19 protein-coding genes are annotated in these 17,760 nt (G+C 69.9%); 6 read left to right on the top strand and 13 right to left on the bottom strand.

All coding sequences use genetic code 11. The annotated features are described in order from the left end of the window. Positions 1–15: 15 nt before the first annotated feature. A complete protein-coding gene (locus tag U5K29_16130) occupies positions 16–2,013 on the bottom strand; it encodes an alpha-1,4-glucan--maltose-1-phosphate maltosyltransferase (GenBank protein ID MDZ7680069.1) in 1,998 nt (665 codons plus the stop codon). Between the two features lie 94 nt (positions 2,014–2,107). Between U5K29_16130 and U5K29_16125 the strand changes: the two genes are divergently transcribed. After that, the gene (locus U5K29_16125) at positions 2,108–3,157 is read left to right on the top strand and encodes a fasciclin domain-containing protein (GenBank protein ID MDZ7680068.1); all 1,050 of its coding nucleotides are present in this window, start codon (positions 2,108–2,110) and stop codon (positions 3,155–3,157) included. Between the two features lie 7 nt (positions 3,158–3,164). Further along, entirely contained in the window at positions 3,165–3,608 is a 444-nt protein-coding gene (locus U5K29_16120) for an SRPBCC family protein (GenBank protein ID MDZ7680067.1), read from the top strand. Positions 3,609–3,645: 37 nt separating this feature from the next. Here U5K29_16120 and U5K29_16115 read toward each other — a convergent pair whose 3' ends face one another. The 7 genes from U5K29_16115 to U5K29_16085 form a co-directional block, all read right to left on the bottom strand. Beyond that, positions 3,646–4,473, bottom strand: coding sequence for a cytochrome c oxidase assembly protein (locus U5K29_16115; protein ID MDZ7680066.1), 828 nt, complete (start codon positions 4,471–4,473; stop codon positions 3,646–3,648). 51 nt (positions 4,474–4,524) lie between these two features. Continuing rightward, a complete protein-coding gene (locus tag U5K29_16110) occupies positions 4,525–4,860 on the bottom strand; it encodes a c-type cytochrome (GenBank protein MDZ7680065.1) in 336 nt (111 codons plus the stop codon). Between the two features lie 34 nt (positions 4,861–4,894). After that, positions 4,895–5,368, bottom strand: coding sequence for a copper chaperone PCu(A)C (locus tag U5K29_16105; GenBank protein ID MDZ7680064.1), 474 nt, complete (start codon positions 5,366–5,368; stop codon positions 4,895–4,897). Further along, positions 5,355–5,999 carry an SCO family protein gene (locus U5K29_16100; protein ID MDZ7680063.1) on the bottom strand — a complete coding sequence of 215 codons (645 nt, stop codon included), beginning with the start codon at positions 5,997–5,999 and terminating at the stop codon, positions 5,355–5,357. Before U5K29_16100 ends, U5K29_16105 begins: the two co-directional genes overlap by 14 nt. 113 nt (positions 6,000–6,112) lie before the next feature. Continuing rightward, positions 6,113–6,640: an NUDIX domain-containing protein gene (locus U5K29_16095; GenBank protein ID MDZ7680062.1), complete on the bottom strand. Its 528-nt coding sequence runs from the start codon at positions 6,638–6,640 to the stop codon at positions 6,113–6,115. 48 nt (positions 6,641–6,688) lie between these two features. Next, positions 6,689–7,705 (bottom strand): low-specificity L-threonine aldolase, encoded by a 1,017-nt coding sequence (ltaE, locus tag U5K29_16090; GenBank protein ID MDZ7680061.1) that lies wholly within the window; start codon positions 7,703–7,705, stop codon positions 6,689–6,691. Further along, positions 7,702–8,121, bottom strand: coding sequence for a LysM domain-containing protein (locus U5K29_16085; GenBank protein ID MDZ7680060.1), 420 nt, complete (start codon positions 8,119–8,121; stop codon positions 7,702–7,704). Before U5K29_16085 ends, ltaE begins: the two co-directional genes overlap by 4 nt. A gap of 77 nt (positions 8,122–8,198) precedes the next feature. Here U5K29_16085 and U5K29_16080 point away from each other — a divergent pair, with 77 nt between their 5' ends. Then, the gene (locus tag U5K29_16080; GenBank protein MDZ7680059.1) at positions 8,199–9,125 is read left to right on the top strand and encodes an MBL fold metallo-hydrolase; all 927 of its coding nucleotides are present in this window, start codon (positions 8,199–8,201) and stop codon (positions 9,123–9,125) included. Next, positions 9,122–10,759 carry a Ppx/GppA phosphatase family protein gene (locus U5K29_16075; GenBank protein ID MDZ7680058.1) on the top strand — a complete coding sequence of 546 codons (1,638 nt, stop codon included), beginning with the start codon at positions 9,122–9,124 and terminating at the stop codon, positions 10,757–10,759. Before U5K29_16080 ends, U5K29_16075 begins: the two co-directional genes overlap by 4 nt. A gap of 36 nt (positions 10,760–10,795) precedes the next feature. Here U5K29_16075 and U5K29_16070 read toward each other — a convergent pair whose 3' ends face one another. Genes U5K29_16070 through U5K29_16060 form a run of 3 tightly spaced genes read right to left on the bottom strand, consistent with a single transcriptional unit; the run spans position 10,796 to position 13,579 of the window. After that, complete coding sequence (locus U5K29_16070) at positions 10,796–11,224, bottom strand: pyridoxamine 5'-phosphate oxidase family protein (protein MDZ7680057.1); 429 nt, start codon at positions 11,222–11,224, stop codon at positions 10,796–10,798. Between the two features lie 38 nt (positions 11,225–11,262). Beyond that, positions 11,263–12,081 carry a universal stress protein gene (locus U5K29_16065; GenBank protein ID MDZ7680056.1) on the bottom strand — a complete coding sequence of 273 codons (819 nt, stop codon included), beginning with the start codon at positions 12,079–12,081 and terminating at the stop codon, positions 11,263–11,265. 58 nt (positions 12,082–12,139) lie between these two features. Further along, entirely contained in the window at positions 12,140–13,579 is a 1,440-nt protein-coding gene (locus tag U5K29_16060) for an AMP-binding protein (GenBank protein ID MDZ7680055.1), read from the bottom strand. Positions 13,580–13,694: 115 nt separating this feature from the next. On the opposite strand from U5K29_16060, the gene U5K29_16055 reads away from it, so the two are divergent. Further along, on the top strand, positions 13,695–14,114 hold the full coding sequence (locus tag U5K29_16055) for a DUF983 domain-containing protein (GenBank protein ID MDZ7680054.1): 420 nt from the start codon (positions 13,695–13,697) through the stop codon (positions 14,112–14,114). 25 nt (positions 14,115–14,139) lie between these two features. On the opposite strand, the gene U5K29_16050 is transcribed toward U5K29_16055, so the two are convergent. Both U5K29_16050 and U5K29_16045 read right to left on the bottom strand, forming a co-directional pair. After that, positions 14,140–15,771 (bottom strand): AMP-binding protein, encoded by a 1,632-nt coding sequence (locus tag U5K29_16050; protein ID MDZ7680053.1) that lies wholly within the window; start codon positions 15,769–15,771, stop codon positions 14,140–14,142. Positions 15,772–15,859: 88 nt separating this feature from the next. Then, positions 15,860–16,471 carry a nitroreductase gene (locus tag U5K29_16045; GenBank protein MDZ7680052.1) on the bottom strand — a complete coding sequence of 204 codons (612 nt, stop codon included), beginning with the start codon at positions 16,469–16,471 and terminating at the stop codon, positions 15,860–15,862. A 41-nt stretch (positions 16,472–16,512) separates the two neighbouring features. On the opposite strand from U5K29_16045, the gene lhgO reads away from it, so the two are divergent. After that, positions 16,513–17,736 (top strand): L-2-hydroxyglutarate oxidase, encoded by a 1,224-nt coding sequence (lhgO, locus tag U5K29_16040; protein ID MDZ7680051.1) that lies wholly within the window; start codon positions 16,513–16,515, stop codon positions 17,734–17,736. Positions 17,737–17,760: the final 24 nt, after the last annotated feature.

Raw genomic sequence — 17,760 nt, 5'->3', positions numbered from 1 at the left:
GATCGTGCTGCTGGTTCAAGTGACCCGCGAGGGGTCAGGCTCGGCACCCGACAGTGCCACCACCGAGAAGATGTGGGCGGGCAGGCTCTGGGGATCGAGCTCGACGAAGTTGTTGGCGCCGACCCAGCTGTAGCGTGCCCCGCCGAGCAGGTCGTGAACCTCGAACGGCCGGTCGTGGGGGAGGCCGAGCGAGTCGAGGTCGAGGTCGACCCATCCGGCCTGGCGATGCTCGGGGTCGACGTTGACGACCACCAGAATCGGGTCGGATCCGTCGTAGGTGGTCTTGGAGTAGCACAGGAGCGCGTCGTTGTCGGTGGGGTGGAACCGCAGGGTGCGGTCCTGTTGGAGGGCCAGGTGGTCGTGGCGGATTCGGTTCACCATGGCGATGAGGCCGCGGAGGCTGTGGGGCGCCTCGAGGTCCCAGGTGCGCTGCTGATACTTCTCGGAGTCGAGGTACTCCTCGCTTCCCGCCCGTACCGCGACCTGTTCGACCAGCTCGAACGCCGGACCGTAGACCCCGTAGTTCGCCGACAAGGTGGCGGCGAGCACGAGACGTTGGATGAACACCGGGCGGCCACCGTGCTGGAGCTGCTCGGTGAGGATGTCGGGGGTGTTGGGCCAGGCGTTCGGGCGGAAGAAGTCGACGACCGGTCTGGTGGTGAGCTCGGTGAAGTATCCGCGCAGTTCCCACGCGCTCTGGCGCCAGGCGAAATAGGTGTAGGACTGGCTGAAGCCCAGCTTGGCCAGCTGGTACATCACCTTGGGTCGGGTGAAGGCCTCGGACAAGAAGATGGTGCCGGGGTGCTCGTCGTGGATGGTGCGGATCAGCCACTCCCAGAACCGGAACGGCTTGGTGTGGGGGTTGTCGACCCGGAAGATGCGGATGCCGCGGTCGATCCAGAACCGCACGACGTCGGCGAGCGCGTCCCACAGCGCCTCCCAGTCGTCGGACTCGAAGTCGATCGGGTAGATGTCCTGGTACTTCTTGGGCGGGTTCTCGGCGTACTGGATCGTGCCGTCGGGGCGGTGCCGAAACCACTGGGGGTGCTCGGTGACCCAGGGGTGGTCGGGCGAGCACTGGAACGCCAGGTCGAGGGCCACCTCTAGGTGGTGCGACTCGGCCTCCTCGACCAGGAAGGAGAGGTCGTCGAAGGTGCCGAGGTCGGGGTCGATGGCGGTGTGCCCGCCGTCGGGAGACCCGATCGCCCAGGGGCTGCCCGGGTCGCCGGGCGAGGGCTCGACCGAGTTGTTGGGGCCCTTGCGGAAGGTGGTGCCGATGGGGTGGATGGGTGGCAGGTAGAGGACGTCGAAGCCCATGTCGGCGACGTAGGGGACCCGCTTGGCGGCGTCGCGGAGGGAGCCGGAGCGACCGGGCTCCGCTGAGGTCGAGCGAGGGAAGAGCTCGTACCAGGCCCCGTGACGGGCGCGTTGGCGCTCGACGACCACCTCGAGGGTGCGGGCGTGGCGAACGACGGGCTCACGCTCGGCCCACCGGCGCATGGCCGCCGAGACCTCGGTGTCGGCGAGCGGGTCGCTCCGCCCGGCGTCGAAGGCGGTGGCGGCGTCGGCGAGCACGGCTTCGTCGGGCCCGCTGGCCCGTTCGGCGGCGGCGGACACGAGCGCGGCGCCGATCTGGAGCTCGACCTCGACATCTTGTCCGGCCTCGACCTTGCGACCGGTGCCGTCCTTCCAGGTCTCGAAGTGGTCGACCCAGCCGACGACGGTGTAGGCCCATCGTCCGAGTCGGTCTGGCACGACCTGGGCGGTGAAGCGGTCGTTCACCATCGGTTCCATGGGGATCTCGGTGGTCGCCTCCGAGCCCGGGCCCCGCACCCACAGCGCGGCGGCGACCAGGTCGTGGCCGTCGGTGAACACGTCGGCTTCGACGACGAATGGCTCGCCCACGGAGCACTTGGCCGCGAAGCGACCGGCATCAACCTGTGGGGTGACACCCTCGACCACCACCCGCGTCGGGTCGCGCGGCACTCCTGGGGATCCGGTCGAAGGAGGCATGACCCGACGCTACCCAACTCTGGAGACGCCCGAAACGGCCGCCCGGCAGCCCAGGGTTGGGATCGACGGACGCCGAACCGGTAGAAATGGGGCCATGCTGCGCCCCCGTGCCCTTCGAATCGTCGCCCTGACCGCCGCGCTGGTCGTGGTCGGCGCTGCCTGCGCCGAGGACGAGCAGTCGCTGATCGTCACCGGCGAGAACCCCGCCACCGCACCCCGCGACGTGGTGGAGACGATCGTCGAAGGCGGCTACACGACCTTGACCGGCGGCATCGACGCTGCCGGACTCGGCGACGACCTGTCGGGCGAAGGACCCTTCACCATCTTCGCCCCCACCGACGCCGCCTTCGAGGACCTGCCCGACGGCCTGCTCGCCACGCTGCTCGACGACGCCAACACCGCGCTGCTGGCCGACCTCCTCCGTCACCACGTCGTCGAGGGCAACCACACCTCGGCCTCGCTGCTCGAGCTCGGTCAGGTCACCAGCCTGGAAGGGTCCACCATCTCGGTCGAGGCGACCGAGGAGCCCGCCGCTGACGAAGGGGTCGACCCCACCACCATCATCGAGGTGGACGACCAGGCCGAGTTGACCATCGCCGACACCATCGCCACCAACGGCATCGTCCACGAGGTCGACCAGGTGCTGGTCCCGGCATCGCTCGAGGACGACATCGACGAGGTGCTCGACTCGATCCCCGAGCCGGTCGACGCGCTCTCCACCCTCGAGGACATGGGCGACTTCGACACCTTCCTCACCCTCATCGAGGACGATGCCCTCGATCCCGAACTGATCGGCATCCTGACCGGTTCCGGCCCGTTCACGCTGTTCGCGCCGACCGATGCCGCCTTCGAAGCGCTCACCACCGACCAGGCCGCGGCCCTCGACACCGACCCAGACCTGCTCGAGACGGTGCTGATGTTCCATGTCGTCGATCGCCCCGTCCTGACCGAGGAGGTGTCGGTACAGATGTACCTCACCACCCTCGGGGGCGAAGGAGCCCGACTGGCAAACGACGGGGAGGCCACCTTCACCTTCGCCGGCGTCCCGCTGGCCGAGACCGACATCGCGGCCACCAACGGGGTCGTCCACGTGGTCGACAGCCTGCTGGTGCCCGACGTGGCCAAGGGCCCCGCAGGGCTCTGATCCGACCATGGCGTCGTATGAGACCACCGCCGAGACGGCACTGGGCATCGACGAGGTCTTCGCGTACCTGTCGGACTTCGCCAACACCGCCGACTGGGACCCGGGTGTGGTCGAGGCCGAGCACCTCGACGACGCCGACACCGAGCTCGGGCTCGGCAGCCGGTTCCGGGTGGTCACCTCCACCGCGGGCAGCCGTCAGAGCCTCGAGTACGAGATCACCGAGTGGGACCCACCCCACCGCATGGTCCTGGTCGGCACGACCCCCCGGCTGCGCTCGATCGACACCTTGACCTTCGCGGCCACCGAGGGCGGCGGTACCCGTGTCACCTACCACGCCGATCTGGCGCTGCTCGGCCCGTCGCGTGTCGCCGATCCGGTGCTGCACGTGGCGTTCCAGGTCATCGGCCGGCGTGCCGCGCAGGGCCTGCGCGAGGTCCTCGCCGACGGGTGAGGCGTCCGCGGGCGAACCACTGGTGGCGGGTTCGGACTCAGGTGGCGGGTTCGGCCTTGGACTTGGACCTGGGCCTGGTGTCGGCCATGTGGCCCTCGCTGCGAGCCCACTTGATCATGAGGGCGAGCATGGTCCCCCACACGACCGGCATGCCACCGAGCTTCATCAGGACACCAGCCAGTGCTTGGTCGTGGCTGGCCGAGAAGCCACCAATGCGCGGCGCCAGCTCGTAGGTCGAGTACAGCGGGAAGTCCGAGAAGGTGAGAAACCCGCCGGGGATCATGGGGATCACCTGTCCGGCCAGGAACAGATAGACCATGCGGGCGCCGTAGGACACGGGCCGCAGCTCCGGCATCGGCGAGATGACCGGCATCCAGAACAGCAGACCGGCGAGCAACCACATCAGGTCGAGCCCGAACGAGCCGAACTGGCTGGAGCGCAGGGTGTCGACGGTGAGGGGCGCGTGGGTCACCACCAGCACGGCGTTGAAGACGAGTCCGGCGGCGAGCGGGCGCGACATGAGCCGCACCGCCCGGTAGAGACGCAACCGGCCGAGGATGCGCCGGGCCATCCACTCGGGGATCCCGAGCAGGATCAGCGGCGCTGCGCCCAAGCTGTAGAGCAGGTACTGGACCATGTGGACGCTGGCCAGGTAGCTAGACCCGAGCGTGCCGAGGGGCCAGTCGGTGGCGATCCAGTAGATGGCGACGCCAGCGACGAAGAAGCCGATCCGACGGCCTCGATCGGGGTTGGGGCCGGTGCGCCGGATCATGACGATCAGGTACGGCACGAGCAGGAACAGCACCGACAGCCAGATGCCGGGGTAGGCCCGGAACGACCAGCTCCACGGCTCGGTGATGGTCACACACCACCAGGTCACTGCACACCTCCGATGGTCGGCCGGGACACGGTAGGATCAGCCACCGGCGACATCACGAAGATACGCCACGACCTCGTCGAGCTCCGCATCGGACAGAGCGAGCTGGGGCATGATCGGATCGAATCCGGCGACGACCTGTGAACCCGGTTCGAGAATCGAACGGCGCAGGTACTCCTCGTCGACCACTCGCGTGGAACCATCGGCGAAGGTTCGTTCCTCACCCCAGATGCCACCAAGACCAGGACCGAGCCGCTCGTCGGTTCCGGTGGAGTGACAGCCAAGACAGCCGACGTCCTGGGCGACCGCTCGGCCTCGACTGGCGGGTGTGTCGCCATCGCTGCACGCTCCGAGCACCACGAGCGCGACCAGCATCGGCGCCGCCAACGTCGCGAGGCGGCGAATCGCCTCAGCCCTCGGCGACGTCGGCATACGACGTGACCGTCGCATCGACGGTGATGGTACCCATCTCCTCGAACACGAGCTCGACGGGCACGGTGTCGCCCTCCTCGAGCTCGGCGACGTCGAAGACCATGACGTGCAGTCCGCCCGCCTGGAAGGTGACGGTGTCGCCCGCAGGGATGTCGACGCCTTCGATCGGTTGCATGCGCATCAGACCATCGTCGCCAGCGCTTGTCTCGTGGAGCTCGGCGGAGCCGACCTCGGTGCGTGCCTCGACGAGGCGATCGTCGCCACCAGCGTTCTCGATGGTGAAGTAGATGGCGGTGTTGGGACCGGCCGGGAGGGCGATCGAGGCACCGGTGACCTCGACAGTCCCATCGTTCGATTGGTCGCCAGCGTCGTCGTCGCCACAACCGACGAGGAGCGACACGCCGAGCAGCAAGCCGGCGATGGGGAGGAAGGGGCGGCTACGGCGTGTCATCGAGTGTTCGCAAGCTGTCGAGGATCTTGATGTCGTGGTACATCTCGCTCTGGCGGGTCCCAAACGGGAAGGTCACGTAGCCGAGCCCGTTCGGTGCATAGCCCCGCATCTCACCCGAGTGACCGACGAGGTACTCGCCGTCGGCGTCGGGCTCCTCGATGACCGCCGGAGGGATCCCCGTGTCGATCTGAGCTTGGTAGAGCGCTTCAGGATCGCCGGTGAGGCCGATGAAGTCGGTGTCGAACGAGTCGAGAAAGTCGCGGATGACCTGGGGGGTGTCGCGCTCGGGGTCGACCGAGACGAACACGACCTCCACGTTGCTGGGTGCACCCGGCTTGTCGAGGGCCTGGGCGGCCTGGGCGAGGTGGGGTGGGCAGATGTCGGGGCAGCTGGTGTAGCCGAAGAACAGCAACGTCGTGCTACCGGCCGTCTCCTCGAGGAAGTCGAACTCGTTGCCCTCGGTATCGAGGAGGGTGAAGTCGGGCTTGGGGGTTCCCTCGGCCAGGGGGACCGCCTCGAACGGGGTGTCGTCGTCGTTTCCGGAGGCACCGGCGGCGGATCCGGAGTCGTCGCCCGCGCAGGCTCCGAGCAGGACGACGGCCACCATGAGCGGGGCGTACCACCTGCGCATCTGATGTGTCACCGCTACCTCCGACTGGTCGGAGCCATGATGGCCCAGGCCACCCCCGCGTTGACAGTCGCGGTGACCGTCGCCACATCAGGGGTCGACGGTTCAGGAACGCTTCAGAAGTCGATGTCGCCGATGTTGATCGGGGGATCGGGGAGGCGACCCTCGATGAGGTCGGGGAGGTGCTGGCGCAGGTTGGGCGGCAGGGTGGCGACATCGCTCTCGAGCAGCTCGTCGAGGCTCCACCAGTGCGACCCGCTGAACGCCATCGCCTCGAGCGGTTCCAGGTGCGCCGGCTCGATCGTGTCCTCGATACCGCACCAGGCCACGTGCACCCGTTCACGCTGATCGAACTGGTAGGGACCGAACTGGAACTGGCAGTGCTGCTCCCACACGCACGGGCCGATCTCGGCGTCGACGATGCCGGTCTCCTCGTAGAGCTCGCGGGCGGCGGCGATCTCACTCGTCTCACCGGGATCCTGGCCGCCGCCGGGGATCTCCCACCAGGAACCGCCGTCGGGGCGCCCCGGATCCGAGGCCCGCAGCAGCAGCACCCGCTTGGCCGCATCGATCAGGACCACCCGGGCGGCTCGACGGCCTCGCCACCCGTCGTCGGGCATCCCCGGTGGCACGTGTCGATCCATCGGGCCGATGCTATCGGCGAGGGCCAAGGGCACCGCGGGACCGCGGCCTCAGCTGTCGGCCAGCAGCTTCGAGACCGTGTCGATCACCTGCTCGATGCCGTCGGCATCGACGTCGAGGTGGGTGACAAGACGCACCGGTGTCGGAGCCGGACCACCCCGGATCTTGATGCCGTAGGGCTCGAGTCGCTCGGCCAAGGTGGCCTGCTGGTGTGCCGGAAAGCGGACGAACACCATGTTGGTGGCCACGCTGACGATCTCGACGCCGTCGATCGCGCCCAGCCCTTCGGCCAGCCGAGCAGCGTTGGCGTGATCGTCGCCCAGCCGGTCGACGTGATAGGTGAGCGCCACGATGCCCGCAGCGGCGATCATCCCCGCCTGGCGCATCCCTCCGCCGACCACCTTGCGCCACCGGTGGGCCTCGGTGATGAAGTCGGTGGGCCCGGCCAGCACCGAGCCGATCGGCGCACCGAGACCCTTGGACAGACACAGCGACACCGAGTCGACGTGGCGGGTGATCTCGGTGGGCGCCACCCCGTGGTGCACCGCGGCGTTCATGAGCCGGGCACCGTCGAGGTGCAGGCCGAGGCCGAGCCGGCTGGCACAGGCGCTCACCTCCGGCAGGTACCCCATGGGCAGGGCGCGGCCGCCGATGGTGTTCTCGATGGCCACCAGACGGGTGCGGGCGAAGTGGTCGTCGATCGGTTTGGCGTTGGCTTCGATGCGGCCGGTGGCGAGGGTGCCGTCGGGTTCGACCTCGATCGGTTGGGGCTGGATCCCGCCGAGCACCGCCGCGCCGCCACCTTCGAACCGGTAGGTGTGCGCCGGCTGGCCGACGATGTACTCGTCGCCTCGGCCGCAATGGGTCAGGAGAGCGACGAGGTTGCTCTGGGTTCCACTCGGCACATACAGCGCTGCCTCGGTGCCGAGGATCTCAGCGGCCAGGTCCTGGAGGCGGTTGACGGTGGGATCGTCGCCGAAGACGTCGTCGCCCACCTCGGCCTCGGCCATCGCTCGGCGCATCGCCGCCGTGGGCCGGGTGACGGTGTCGGACCGCAGATCGATCACCGGGTGCCCTGCTCCTCCTGTTGCCAGGGTGCCGGAGCGGTGTCGTTCGGACCGGGCACGCGGAGGATGACCCCGGCCTCCAGCGCGTTGGGGTCGGTGATGTTGTTGACGGCCATGAGGACGTCGATGTTGACCCCGAGCTCGGTCGCGATGCTGCTGAGGCTGTCGCCGGGCTCGACGGTGTAGCGGGCGCTGCGCATCTCCGGGGGCTCGTCGCCGACCACGGCCGGGTCCGAAGGATCCTCGGCGGGGTCGATCGTCGTGGTGCTGGCCCGGGTGTACTCGATCGGCTGGAACTCGCCGCATCCGGCCAGGCCTCCCACGAGCAACGTCGGGGCCGCGAGCGCGGCCAGCGCGGCGACGACCCGTAGGGCCGAGCCCCGGACGTGGAGCGCGTTCGAAGGATGGAGCCTCACCACCACCAGGGTACGCGGCACGCACCTCCGCACCCCGTCACCTCGACCCGGGACCTCGAGGCCGTAGGGTGATGGACGTGGCTGTGCCCTTCGACCGGGACTTCTCCGTGGACTACGGGAGGGTCGACCAGGTGTCCCCCCTCATCCGTCGCGTCGTGGCCGAGAACCCCGGGCCCTTCACCTTCACCGGCACGGGCACCTACATCGTCGGTCACCGCAACGTGGCGGTGATCGACCCCGGCCCCGACCAACCCGCCCACATCGAGGCCCTCCAGCGGGCACTCGACGGCGAGTCGGTGACCCACATCCTCATCACCCACACCCACGGCGACCACTCCCCCGCCGCCGCGGCACTCAGGGAGCTCACCCGGGCCCCGACCTACGGGTTCGGCCCCCATCCCGAGGCCGACCGCCGGCGCGACACCGCCGACGGCGACCCCCCGCAGGAGGAGCGATCCGACCTCGATTTCGTGCCCGATGTCGTCACCACCGACGGAGCGATCATCGAGGGCGACGGCTGGACGATCGAAGCCCTGCACACGCCTGGGCACATCTCCAACCACCTGTGCTTCGCGCTCGCCGAGGAGCGGGCACTGTTCACCGGCGACCACGTGATGGGCTGGTCGACGTCGGTGATCCCCTCGCCCGACGGCGACCTCGGCGACTACCTGACCAACCTGGGTCGTCTGCTCGACCGCGACGACGAGATCTACTGGCCCACCCACGGTCCACCGATCACCGAGCCGAAGCCCTTCGTCCGCGCGCTGATCGCCCACCGCGAGGAGCGCACCCGCCAGATCCTCGAGCGCCTGGCCGCCGGCGACGACCACATCGACGACATCGTCGCCGTGCTCTACGCCGACGTCGACGAGAAGCTGCACCCCGCAGCCGCACGATCGGTGCTCGCTCACCTCGTCCACCTCGTCTCCACCGGTCGGGTCGAGGCCGACGGCACTCCCCTCACCGTCGACCGGCGCTGGAGGCTTCGCGAGGACGCCCGGTGACCAGCCCACCCTCGCCCAACCACCCCACAGTCGTCGCCGGTCCGGACGAGGCGACCGGCGACGCCGACCGGGACGATCCCGTCGACGGTCGGGCCCACGCGGCCATCGACATCGGCACCAACTCGGTGCACCTGCTCGTCGCCCGCTCGACTGCCGATCAGCGGTTCGAGGTCCTGGCCCAGGAGAAGGAGGTCGTCCGACTCGGCCACGGCGCGAACGACATGCGCGAGCTGAGCGACGCCGCCATCGACCGCGGCATCGCCGCGCTCCGCCGGTTCGGTCAGCTGGCCGACATCTGGGCCGCCGACATCACCGCGGTTGCCACCAGCGCCGTGCGCGAGGCCGACAACCACGAGGTGTTCATCCGGCGAGCACGGGAGGAGGCCGGGATCGAGGTGGAGATCATCTCGGGTGTGGAAGAGGCGCGTCTCATCCACATCGGGGTGCTCCACGCCCTGCCCGTGTTCGATCAACGCCTGCTGGTGGTCGACATCGGCGGCGGGAGCACCGAGCTGGTGATCGGCGAGCAGGGCCGAACGATCGACGCCCGCAGTCTCAAGCTGGGGGCCATCCGTCTGACCGACCGCTTCTTCGCCGGCGACGAGACCGGGCCCAGCCAGGTGGCCGCCTGCCGCCAGTACGTGCGTGCGTTCCTCGGGCCCGCGGTCCACGACCTGGGAGTCCACGGCTTCGACGTGGCGGCGGGATCGTCGGGGACGATCGAGACGCTGGCGACCATGGCGGTCGCCCGGCGCGGGAGCGATCGCCCACGGTCGGTCAGCAACATCGAGTTCACCACCGACGAGCTGGCCGGGGTGATCGATCTGCTCGTGTCGGTGCCCACGGTGGACGAGCGGGCGAAGCTGCCGGGCATGGACGCCAAGCGGGCCGACATCATCGTCGCCGGCGCCATCGTCCTCGAACAGGTGGCCGCGGCGATGGGCGTCGAGTCGCTCCTCGTCTCGAACTTCGCCTTGCGTGAAGGGGTCCTGCTCGACCGGTTGCACCAGGTCAGGGGGAGCTCGCTGCACCACCTGTCCGATCTCCGACGCACCAGCGTCCTGCACGTGGCCGCGCTCGACCCCGACCGCGAGCACAGCGAGCACCTCACCGAGCTCGCCCTCGGCCTCTTCGACGAGACCCGCGACCTCCACGGTCTCGACGACCACCATCGCGAGCTGTTGGAGGCGGCAGGCCTGTTGCACAACGTCGGCCTGTTCATCAACCACTCGGCCCACCACAAGCACTCCTACTACGTGATCCGCAACAGCGAGCAGCTGCTGGGGTTCACCGACCACGAGATCGAGCTGATCGCGCTGATCGCCCGCTACCACCGCAAGAGCGCTCCCAAGCCCAAGCATCCCGAGTGGGCTGGCCTCGATGACGCCGACCGCCCTGCGGTGTCGGTGCTGGCGGGACTGCTGCGGGTGGCCATCGGGCTCGACCGGTCGCACTCGCTGGTGATCCGCGACGTCTCCGCCGATGTCGATCCCGACACCGGGACGCTGCGCATCGTCGCCATCCCGGTGGACGAGTCGGACCCGTCGCTCGAGATCTACTCCGCGAACGAGCGGGCCGAGCTGCTCGCCGGTTCCCTCGACCTCGACGTCGAGGTCGTCCTCGCCGGTTCCTGACCGTCCCGACCCCCGCGGCCGGCTGCCCGGTGGTCGCTACCGGCGCTCCGCCACGTGCACGACCCGGCGCCCCGACACCTCCTCGGCGGCGATGGCCACGATGTGGTCCTTGGCACCCTGGGCCCAGGAGCGCAGCGGGAGCTGTTCGATCTCGGCCCGTCGCGCCGGATCGGTGATCTCCTCGCAGCGGCCGATCACCAGCACGCTCCACCCGGTGTGATACATCGGGTCGGCGTTGTCGATCTGGAAGGCCACGCGCTGGGTGCGCACCGCGGAATCGAGCTTGGTGCCCGGCGCGGTTCGGAAGAGGACCCGCTCAGCGTCCACCACGTAGTTGACGGGAAGGATCACCGGATGGCCGCCGTCGACCACCGCGATGCGGCCCACCCCGTTGAGCCCCAGCAATCGGAAGCACTCGTCGCGGTCGAGGACCTCGAGCCCGGTGCGGTTGTCGATCAGCATCATGGTTGGCTCCGATGTGGGGTGGCTGGATCTCCCGACGGTCAGCCGTCGTCGAGGCCTGAGGGACGGACGACGAGGCTGAGGCCCTGGTGGTCGCGCACGACGCGGCTGGCCACGCTGCCGAGTGCGACGCGGGCGAGCCCGGAACGGCCGTGGGTGGCCATGACGATCAGCCCGCCGTTGCGTGCCTCGACGAACTCGGTGATCCCCTCGGCCGGGTCGGCGCTGTGGAGGACCTCCCAGTCGCGCTCCTGGCCGGTGGCGGGCAGCGAGGCGGCCAGGCGGTGCACGTACCCGTCCTCCTGGAGGTCGCCGCCGTCGACCTTCACCTTCTCGACCTTGGCGGGATCGACGACGGTCACGACCCACAGCGGCACCTCGAGGCGGGTCGACCAGTCGGCGGCGACGGGCAGGACCGCTTGGGACCGCTGGCTGCCGTCGACGGGGACGATCACGCAGGACCCCAGCCCGGTTCCGGGCACGTACCCCGGGCCCACCAGCAGGAAGGGGACGTCGACCTCGCGCAGCGCTTCCTCGGCCACCGACCCGAGCAGTGCCCGGGTGAGGCCGCTGCGGCCGTGGGTGGTCATGCACACCAGCGAGTCGGGGTGTTCGTCGATCGCGCTGGCGATCGCTCCGACGGGACCGTTCATGGTGTCGATGATCAGCTCGCACCCGGGGGGTTCGTGCTCGTCGCGACGCTCGCTCAGCTCGGTCTTGGCGACCTCGACGTCGTCGGGGTGGATGGCCCGCAACAACGAGACCGAAGCGCCGAGCCGGCGCGCCACCTCGATGGCGGGGCGCAGGGCACGGTCCGCGTGCTCGGAACCGTCCAGCGGCACGATCACCTGGTCGATCATGACAACCTCCTCTTCGTCCACCATGCGGTGGGGCCTGGGTCCCGGCAAGGGTCGAATGTCACAGCCGCTCCTCGCGAAGCGCCGACCGGCGGACCTTCCCGGCATCGTCGCGCACCGGAGCGTCCACCCGCTCGAACGAACGGGGGATCTTGTAGCGGACGAGTCGCTCGGCGAGGAACTCCGCCAGCTCGTCGTCGCTGATCCCCTCGTGGCCGGGATGCAGGTGCACGACCGCGTGCACGACGTTGCCCATCTCGTCGTCGGGAAGCCCGATGACCGCACACGATGACACCGCCGGGTGCTCATCGAGGGCTGCTTCGACCTCCGCGGGGTAGATGTTCGACCCTCCGGAGAGGACCATGTCGCTCAACCGGTCGGCGAGGTAGAGGTAGCCGTCGGCATCGATCGAGCCCATGTCGCCGAGCGACTCCCACCCGTCGCGATGGCGGGCGGAGGCGCCGATGTAGCGGTAGGTGGGCCGGTCCTCGGGCACCTTCATCCAGAGCTCGCCCACCTCGCCCGGCGCCAGCTCGTTGCCGTCGGGATCGCAGATCTTCATGGTGTCCTCGCGGATCCTGCCGACCGATCCCGGATGGTCGAGCCACTCCTGGCCGCTGATGGTGGTGACCCCCTGGGCCTCGGTCCCGGCGTAGAGCTCCCAGATCCGGTCGGGCCCGAGCCAGTCGATCCAGGCCTGCTTGAGCCAGGGCGGACACGGTGCACCCAGGTGGAGGATGCCGTTGATCGACGAGACGTCACGATCGAGCTTCTCGTCGTCGGGGAGCCGCCAGATCCGGTGCATCATCGTCGGCACCAGCAACATCCAGTCGACCCGGTGTCGCTCCACCAGCTCGAGGGTCAGCGCAGGGTCGAAGCGGGTCATCACCACCAGGTGGTTGCCGGTGAAGAGCCCGCTCATGGAGAACACGAACGGGGCGTTGTGATAGAGCGGGCCGGGCACGAGCTGGACCCCGTCGAGCGACGCGCCGAAGGGCCGAGTCGCCTCGGGGTCGACCACCCCCGCCTGGCCCGACACGATGATCTTGGGGCGTCCGGTACTGCCACCCGAGGTGGGCGCCTTGTAGGCCGCGGCGGTGCGTTCGGGAAGCGGACCGTCGTCGAGGTTCTGGGACGGCTCGAAGCCGATGGGCAGGCATCTGCGTTCGCCGTGGGATCCGGGCTCGACCCCGACCACGATCGGCGGGTCGGCCAGCTCGACGATCGCCTCGCGCTCGCGCACCGGCAGCCGGGCCGAGATCGGCTGCGGTGTCGCGCCCAGCTTCCACGCGGCGATGCAGGCCTCGTAGAACTCGATCCCGTTGGGCAGCCCGACGGTGACCAGGTCGTCCTGGCCGACACCCAGCTCGGCGTAGGCGCGGGCCAGGCGGTTGGTGCGGCGGTCGAGCTCGGCGCGGGTGACGGTTCGGCCCTCGTGGGTGACCGCCGGTCGGTCGGGATCGCGTTCGGCGAGCCAGCCCACGGCCGTCCCGATCGCCATCTCTGCCATGGTCCACATCCCCCCTGACCGGTCATCTCTGCCGCGGCGACGGTACCGGACCGAACGCGGCGATACTGGACGGGTGCACGACCACCCTGGACCGCTTTCGGAGCCGATGCCCCCGCTGACCGTGTCGAGGGTGCTGTTGCGCGCCGCGAAGCGTCGGTGCCCGGTCTGTGGCGGCGGCGGCCTGTTTCCCCGGTGGTTCACCATGGTCGAGCACTGCCCCACCTGCGGGTTCCGCTTCGACCGGGTGGAGGGACACTGGATCGGGGCGCTGGGCATCAACACCATCGTAAGCTTCGGTGCGCTGCTGCTGGCGGTCGTGGTCGGCGTCGCGGCGACGATGCCCGACCCGCCGGCGGGTCCGCTCATCGCGATCACCGTCACCGTCGCCGCGGTCACGCCGCTGGTGTTCTTCCCCTGGTCCCGCACGTCGTGGAGCGCCATCGACCTGTTGATGCGCCCGCTCGAGCCCGACGATGAGGTCGATCCCCGATACTGGCCGGCCCCGGCCCCCCGTCGGCGGCGGTGACCGAGGTCGACCGTGATCGGTCGGTTCAGCCCTCCTCATCGATCAGGACCCGGCGCAGCAGCTTGCCGGTGGGGTTGCGGGGCAGCTCGTCGCGGAACCGCACTTCGCGGGGCACCTTGTAGCGGGCCAGGTTCGACCGGACCCAGTCCTTGATGTCGGCCTCGGTGGGATCGGCGCCCGACGCGGCGACCACCACCGCCACCAGGCGCTGCCCGAACTCGTCGTCGGGAACGCCGAACACGACGGCATCGCTGATGGTCTCGTGCTCGAGGATGACCTCCTCGACCTCCTGGGGGTAGACGTTCTCGCCACCCGAGACGATCATGTCGTCCTCGCGACCGTCGACGTAGAGGCGGCCGTCGTCGTCGAAGTGACCGAGGTCGCCGGTGCTCATGTACCCGTCGACGACCGCCTTGGAGCCACCGCTGGTGTAGCCGTCGAAGAGCATGCCGCTGCGCACGAAGATGCGCCCGGTCTCGCCATGGGGGACCTCGTCACCGTCCTCATCGAGCAGCCGGACGTCGATCCCCGGCAACGGTGGGCCGGCGGTGTCGGGGGCAACTCGCAAGTCGCCGGGATCGGCGATGGCCACCGCCGCGACCTCGGTCGACCCGTAGAGGCTGTAGATGTTGTCGCCGAACACGTCCATCCAGCGCGTGGCCAGGCCACCGGGCAGGGCCGAACCGGACAGCGCCACCACCTCGAGGCTCGACGTGTCGTGGCCGCGCAGCCGCTCTTCGGGGAGGTCGAGGATGCGCTGCAGCATGGCGGGCACGGCCACGAAGGTGCGCACCTGCTCGCGAGCCATCGTCTCGACGGCATCGGCCGGGTCGAACCGCTCGCGCAGGACCATGGGGGCCGCCATCATCGAGGCGACCAGCAGGTTGGTGAACCCCCAGGTGTGAAACAGCGGCGCCGAGATCAAGGTGGCGGCGCCGGAGCGCACCGGGATGCGGGTCAGCACCGCCAGGTTGGCCTGCATCGACGCCTTGGCCTTCTCGCGGTCGATGCTGCGCTTGGCCCCCTTGGGGGTGCCGGTGGTGCCCGAGCTGAGGATCACCACCGCGCTGTGGCTGGCCGGGGCGTCGACCGGGGTGTCGACGCCGGTCTCGGCGAGCGCGTCGAACGAGGCGGCGCCGTCGCCCCCGTCCGCGTCGGTGCCGGCACCAGTCCAGGTGCGGTAGCGGCGGATCTCGTCGTCCAGGCCCGATGCCGCGACCTCGTCGGCGAAGCTCTGGTCGTGCACCAGCACGGTGACGCCCTCGCGGCGGGCGACCTCGCCGAGCTGGGGGCCGGAGAACCCGGTGTTGAGCAGCACGGCGTCGGTGCCGAGCTTGCCGGCGACGGTGAGCGCCTCGACGAAGCCGCGGTGGTTCCGGCAGAGAATGCCCATGACCTCGTCGGCGTCGATGCCGTCGTCGCGCAACGCACGGGTGATGCGATCGGTGCGGCGGTCGACCTCGCCCCAGGTGAGGGTGCCCTCGGCGTCGATGATCGCCGTGCGCTTGGGATAGCGCTGGGCCGCCATGGCGATGGGCGTGGCGGGCGACGAGCCGAACTTCTTGGCCGCCCTGCCCATCCTCACGACCTTGTCGGGCCGGATCGGCTTGAGCACGCCCGTCTTGGCCAGCGCTCCTAGGGTCTTCAGCTTGCTCATGACCCGAGACGCTACCGCCCCCGGTTGCAGGGTCGAGGTGAAGTGGCACCGACGCCAACGGGTCCAGCGGGGCAGCAGATGAGATCGGTCAGGAGTCGAGGAAGGTCACGTCGGGGTCGGGACGCTGGGGCGGTTCGACGTCGCCGGTCGGCCAGCCGAGGTAGATGAGCCCGACCATGCGATCCTGTGGATCGAATCCGCACAGCTCCTTGATGGCGTCGGATCGCAGCGGCGCACCCGACGCCCAGAACGAGGCCAGCCCGGCGGCGGTGGCCCCGAGGAGCAGGTTCTGGACCCCCGCGGCGACGGCGTGCAGGTTCTCCACGTCGAGCTCGGGATCGTCGTCGGGGCGGGCGGCGACCAGGAGGATCGTCGGTGCCCGCAGGAACTTCGTGCGGGCCTTGTCGAGCTTGGCTTCGGCGTCGACCCCTTCGTCGATGAGCTGCTGGGCGGTCAGCTCGCCGAGACGGGAGCGGGCCTCGCCGGTGAGGACCGAGAACCGCCACGGCCACGTCTTCTTGTGGTTCGGCGCCCAGGTCGCCAGCCGACACAGTCGCAGCACCAGCTCGGCGGGCACCCCCTGCCCGCGGTCGACCAGCTTGCTGGTGCGACGGCGGGTCACCAGGTCGGCGAAGGTGGCCAGTTCGGAGAGGCCGGCCAGCTCGTTGGGTGCTGAGTGAAGCGGGGCGTTTCGATCCACAGGTGGGTCCTCGTGACGGGGTGACCGCTACGTTACCGACGATGGCTGCACCCCCCTACGACGCCGACCTGGTGGTGGTCGGAGCCGGCATCGTCGGCTTGGCGACCGCCCGTGCCGCCGTGCGCGCCGCGCCCGGTCTTCGGGTGCTGGTGCTCGACAAGGAGTCCCGCCTCGCCGCCCACCAGACCGGACACAACTCGGGTGTCGTGCACTCTGGTGTCTACTACCGGCCGGGGTCGCTGAAGGCCAACCTGGTCGCCACCGGCCGGGCCGAGCTGCAGGCGTACTGTCGTGAGCGCGACCTCCCGCTGGAGGAGTGCGGCAAGGTGATCGTCGCCACCCACGAGGCCGAGATCGACACCCTCACCGACCTGGCCCGCCGGGCGACCGCCAACGGCATCGGGGCACGGCTGATCGACGCCGGCGAGCTGCGCGAGCGCGAACCCCACGCCTCGGGTCTGGCTGCGCTGCACGTGCCCACCGCGGCGATCGTCGACTTCACGCTCGTGGCCTCGTCGTTCGCCCGCGACGTGATCGAGGCCGGTGGCGAGATCCGGCTGGGCACTCCGGTGGCGGCGCTGCACCGCGACAGGACCGGGGGCGATGGCGCCGTGGTGGTCGAGACCGCCGACGCCACGATCCGCGCCCGCCGGGCGGTGAACTGCGCGGGGCTGCACTCCGACGTGCTCGCCCGCGCGTCGGGAGCCGACCCCGACACCAGGATCATCGCCTTCCGCGGCGAGTACCACGAGCTGGTGCCCGAGCGACGCCACCTGGTCCGCGATCTGATCTACCCGGTGCCCGACCCCCGCTTCCCGTTCCTGGGTGTGCACCTCACCCGCATGATCGGCGGGTCGGTGCACGCCGGCCCCAACGCGGTGCTGGCGTTGGCCAGGGAGGGCTACCGGTGGCGGCACGTCGACCCCGACGAGCTGGGGTCGCTCGCTGGGTCACCCGCGCTGTGGAACCTCGCCCGCGCCCACTGGCGCACGGGTCTCGGCGAGGTGAGGCGATCGGTGAGCCGCCGGGCGATGGTGCGGGCGCTGCAACGCCTGGTGCCCGAGCTCGAACCCGCGGACCTGGTTCGCTCCGACGCCGGGGTGCGGGCCCAGGCGGTGGGCCCCGACGGCCGCCTGCTGGACGACTTCGTGATCGAGCGAGACGGGCCGGTGGTGCACGTGCTCAACGCCCCGTCACCGGCCGCGACCGCGTCGACGGCGATCGGTCGCCACATCGTCGGGCTGCTCGACGCGACCGGTGCCTGAGGACGGGCTCGGCAGGTCCGCGGA

It is taken from the genome of Acidimicrobiales bacterium (assembly GCA_034521975.1).
Lineage (GTDB): Bacteria > Actinomycetota > Acidimicrobiia > Acidimicrobiales > SKKL01 > SKKL01.
The sequence above is the reverse complement of the archived record's forward strand: the minus strand, read 5'-3'. Positions and strand labels throughout refer to the sequence as shown.

What these genes read in the sequence shown, in the direction of transcription:
- U5K29_16125 (MDZ7680068.1), top strand. Translation starts at nt 2,108, where the DNA reads ATGCTGCGCCCCCGTGCCCTTCGAATCGTCGCCCTGACCGCCGCGCTG.
- lhgO (MDZ7680051.1), top strand. Translation starts at nt 16,513, where the DNA reads ATGGCTGCACCCCCCTACGACGCCGACCTGGTGGTGGTCGGAGCCGGC.
- U5K29_16100 (MDZ7680063.1), bottom strand. Translation starts at nt 5,999, where the DNA reads ATGCGCAGGTGGTACGCCCCGCTCATGGTGGCCGTCGTCCTGCTCGGA.
- U5K29_16105 (MDZ7680064.1), bottom strand. Translation starts at nt 5,368, where the DNA reads ATGACACGCCGTAGCCGCCCCTTCCTCCCCATCGCCGGCTTGCTGCTC.
- U5K29_16095 (MDZ7680062.1), bottom strand. Translation starts at nt 6,640, where the DNA reads ATGGATCGACACGTGCCACCGGGGATGCCCGACGACGGGTGGCGAGGC.
- U5K29_16110 (MDZ7680065.1), bottom strand. Translation starts at nt 4,860, where the DNA reads ATGCTGGTCGCGCTCGTGGTGCTCGGAGCGTGCAGCGATGGCGACACA.
- U5K29_16130 (MDZ7680069.1), bottom strand. Translation starts at nt 2,013, where the DNA reads ATGCCTCCTTCGACCGGATCCCCAGGAGTGCCGCGCGACCCGACGCGG.
- U5K29_16060 (MDZ7680055.1), bottom strand. Translation starts at nt 13,579, where the DNA reads ATGGCGATCGGGACGGCCGTGGGCTGGCTCGCCGAACGCGATCCCGAC.
- U5K29_16055 (MDZ7680054.1), top strand. Translation starts at nt 13,695, where the DNA reads ATGCCCCCGCTGACCGTGTCGAGGGTGCTGTTGCGCGCCGCGAAGCGT.
- U5K29_16120 (MDZ7680067.1), top strand. Translation starts at nt 3,165, where the DNA reads ATGGCGTCGTATGAGACCACCGCCGAGACGGCACTGGGCATCGACGAG.
- U5K29_16050 (MDZ7680053.1), bottom strand. Translation starts at nt 15,771, where the DNA reads ATGAGCAAGCTGAAGACCCTAGGAGCGCTGGCCAAGACGGGCGTGCTC.
- U5K29_16065 (MDZ7680056.1), bottom strand. Translation starts at nt 12,081, where the DNA reads ATGATCGACCAGGTGATCGTGCCGCTGGACGGTTCCGAGCACGCGGAC.
- U5K29_16070 (MDZ7680057.1), bottom strand. Translation starts at nt 11,224, where the DNA reads ATGATGCTGATCGACAACCGCACCGGGCTCGAGGTCCTCGACCGCGAC.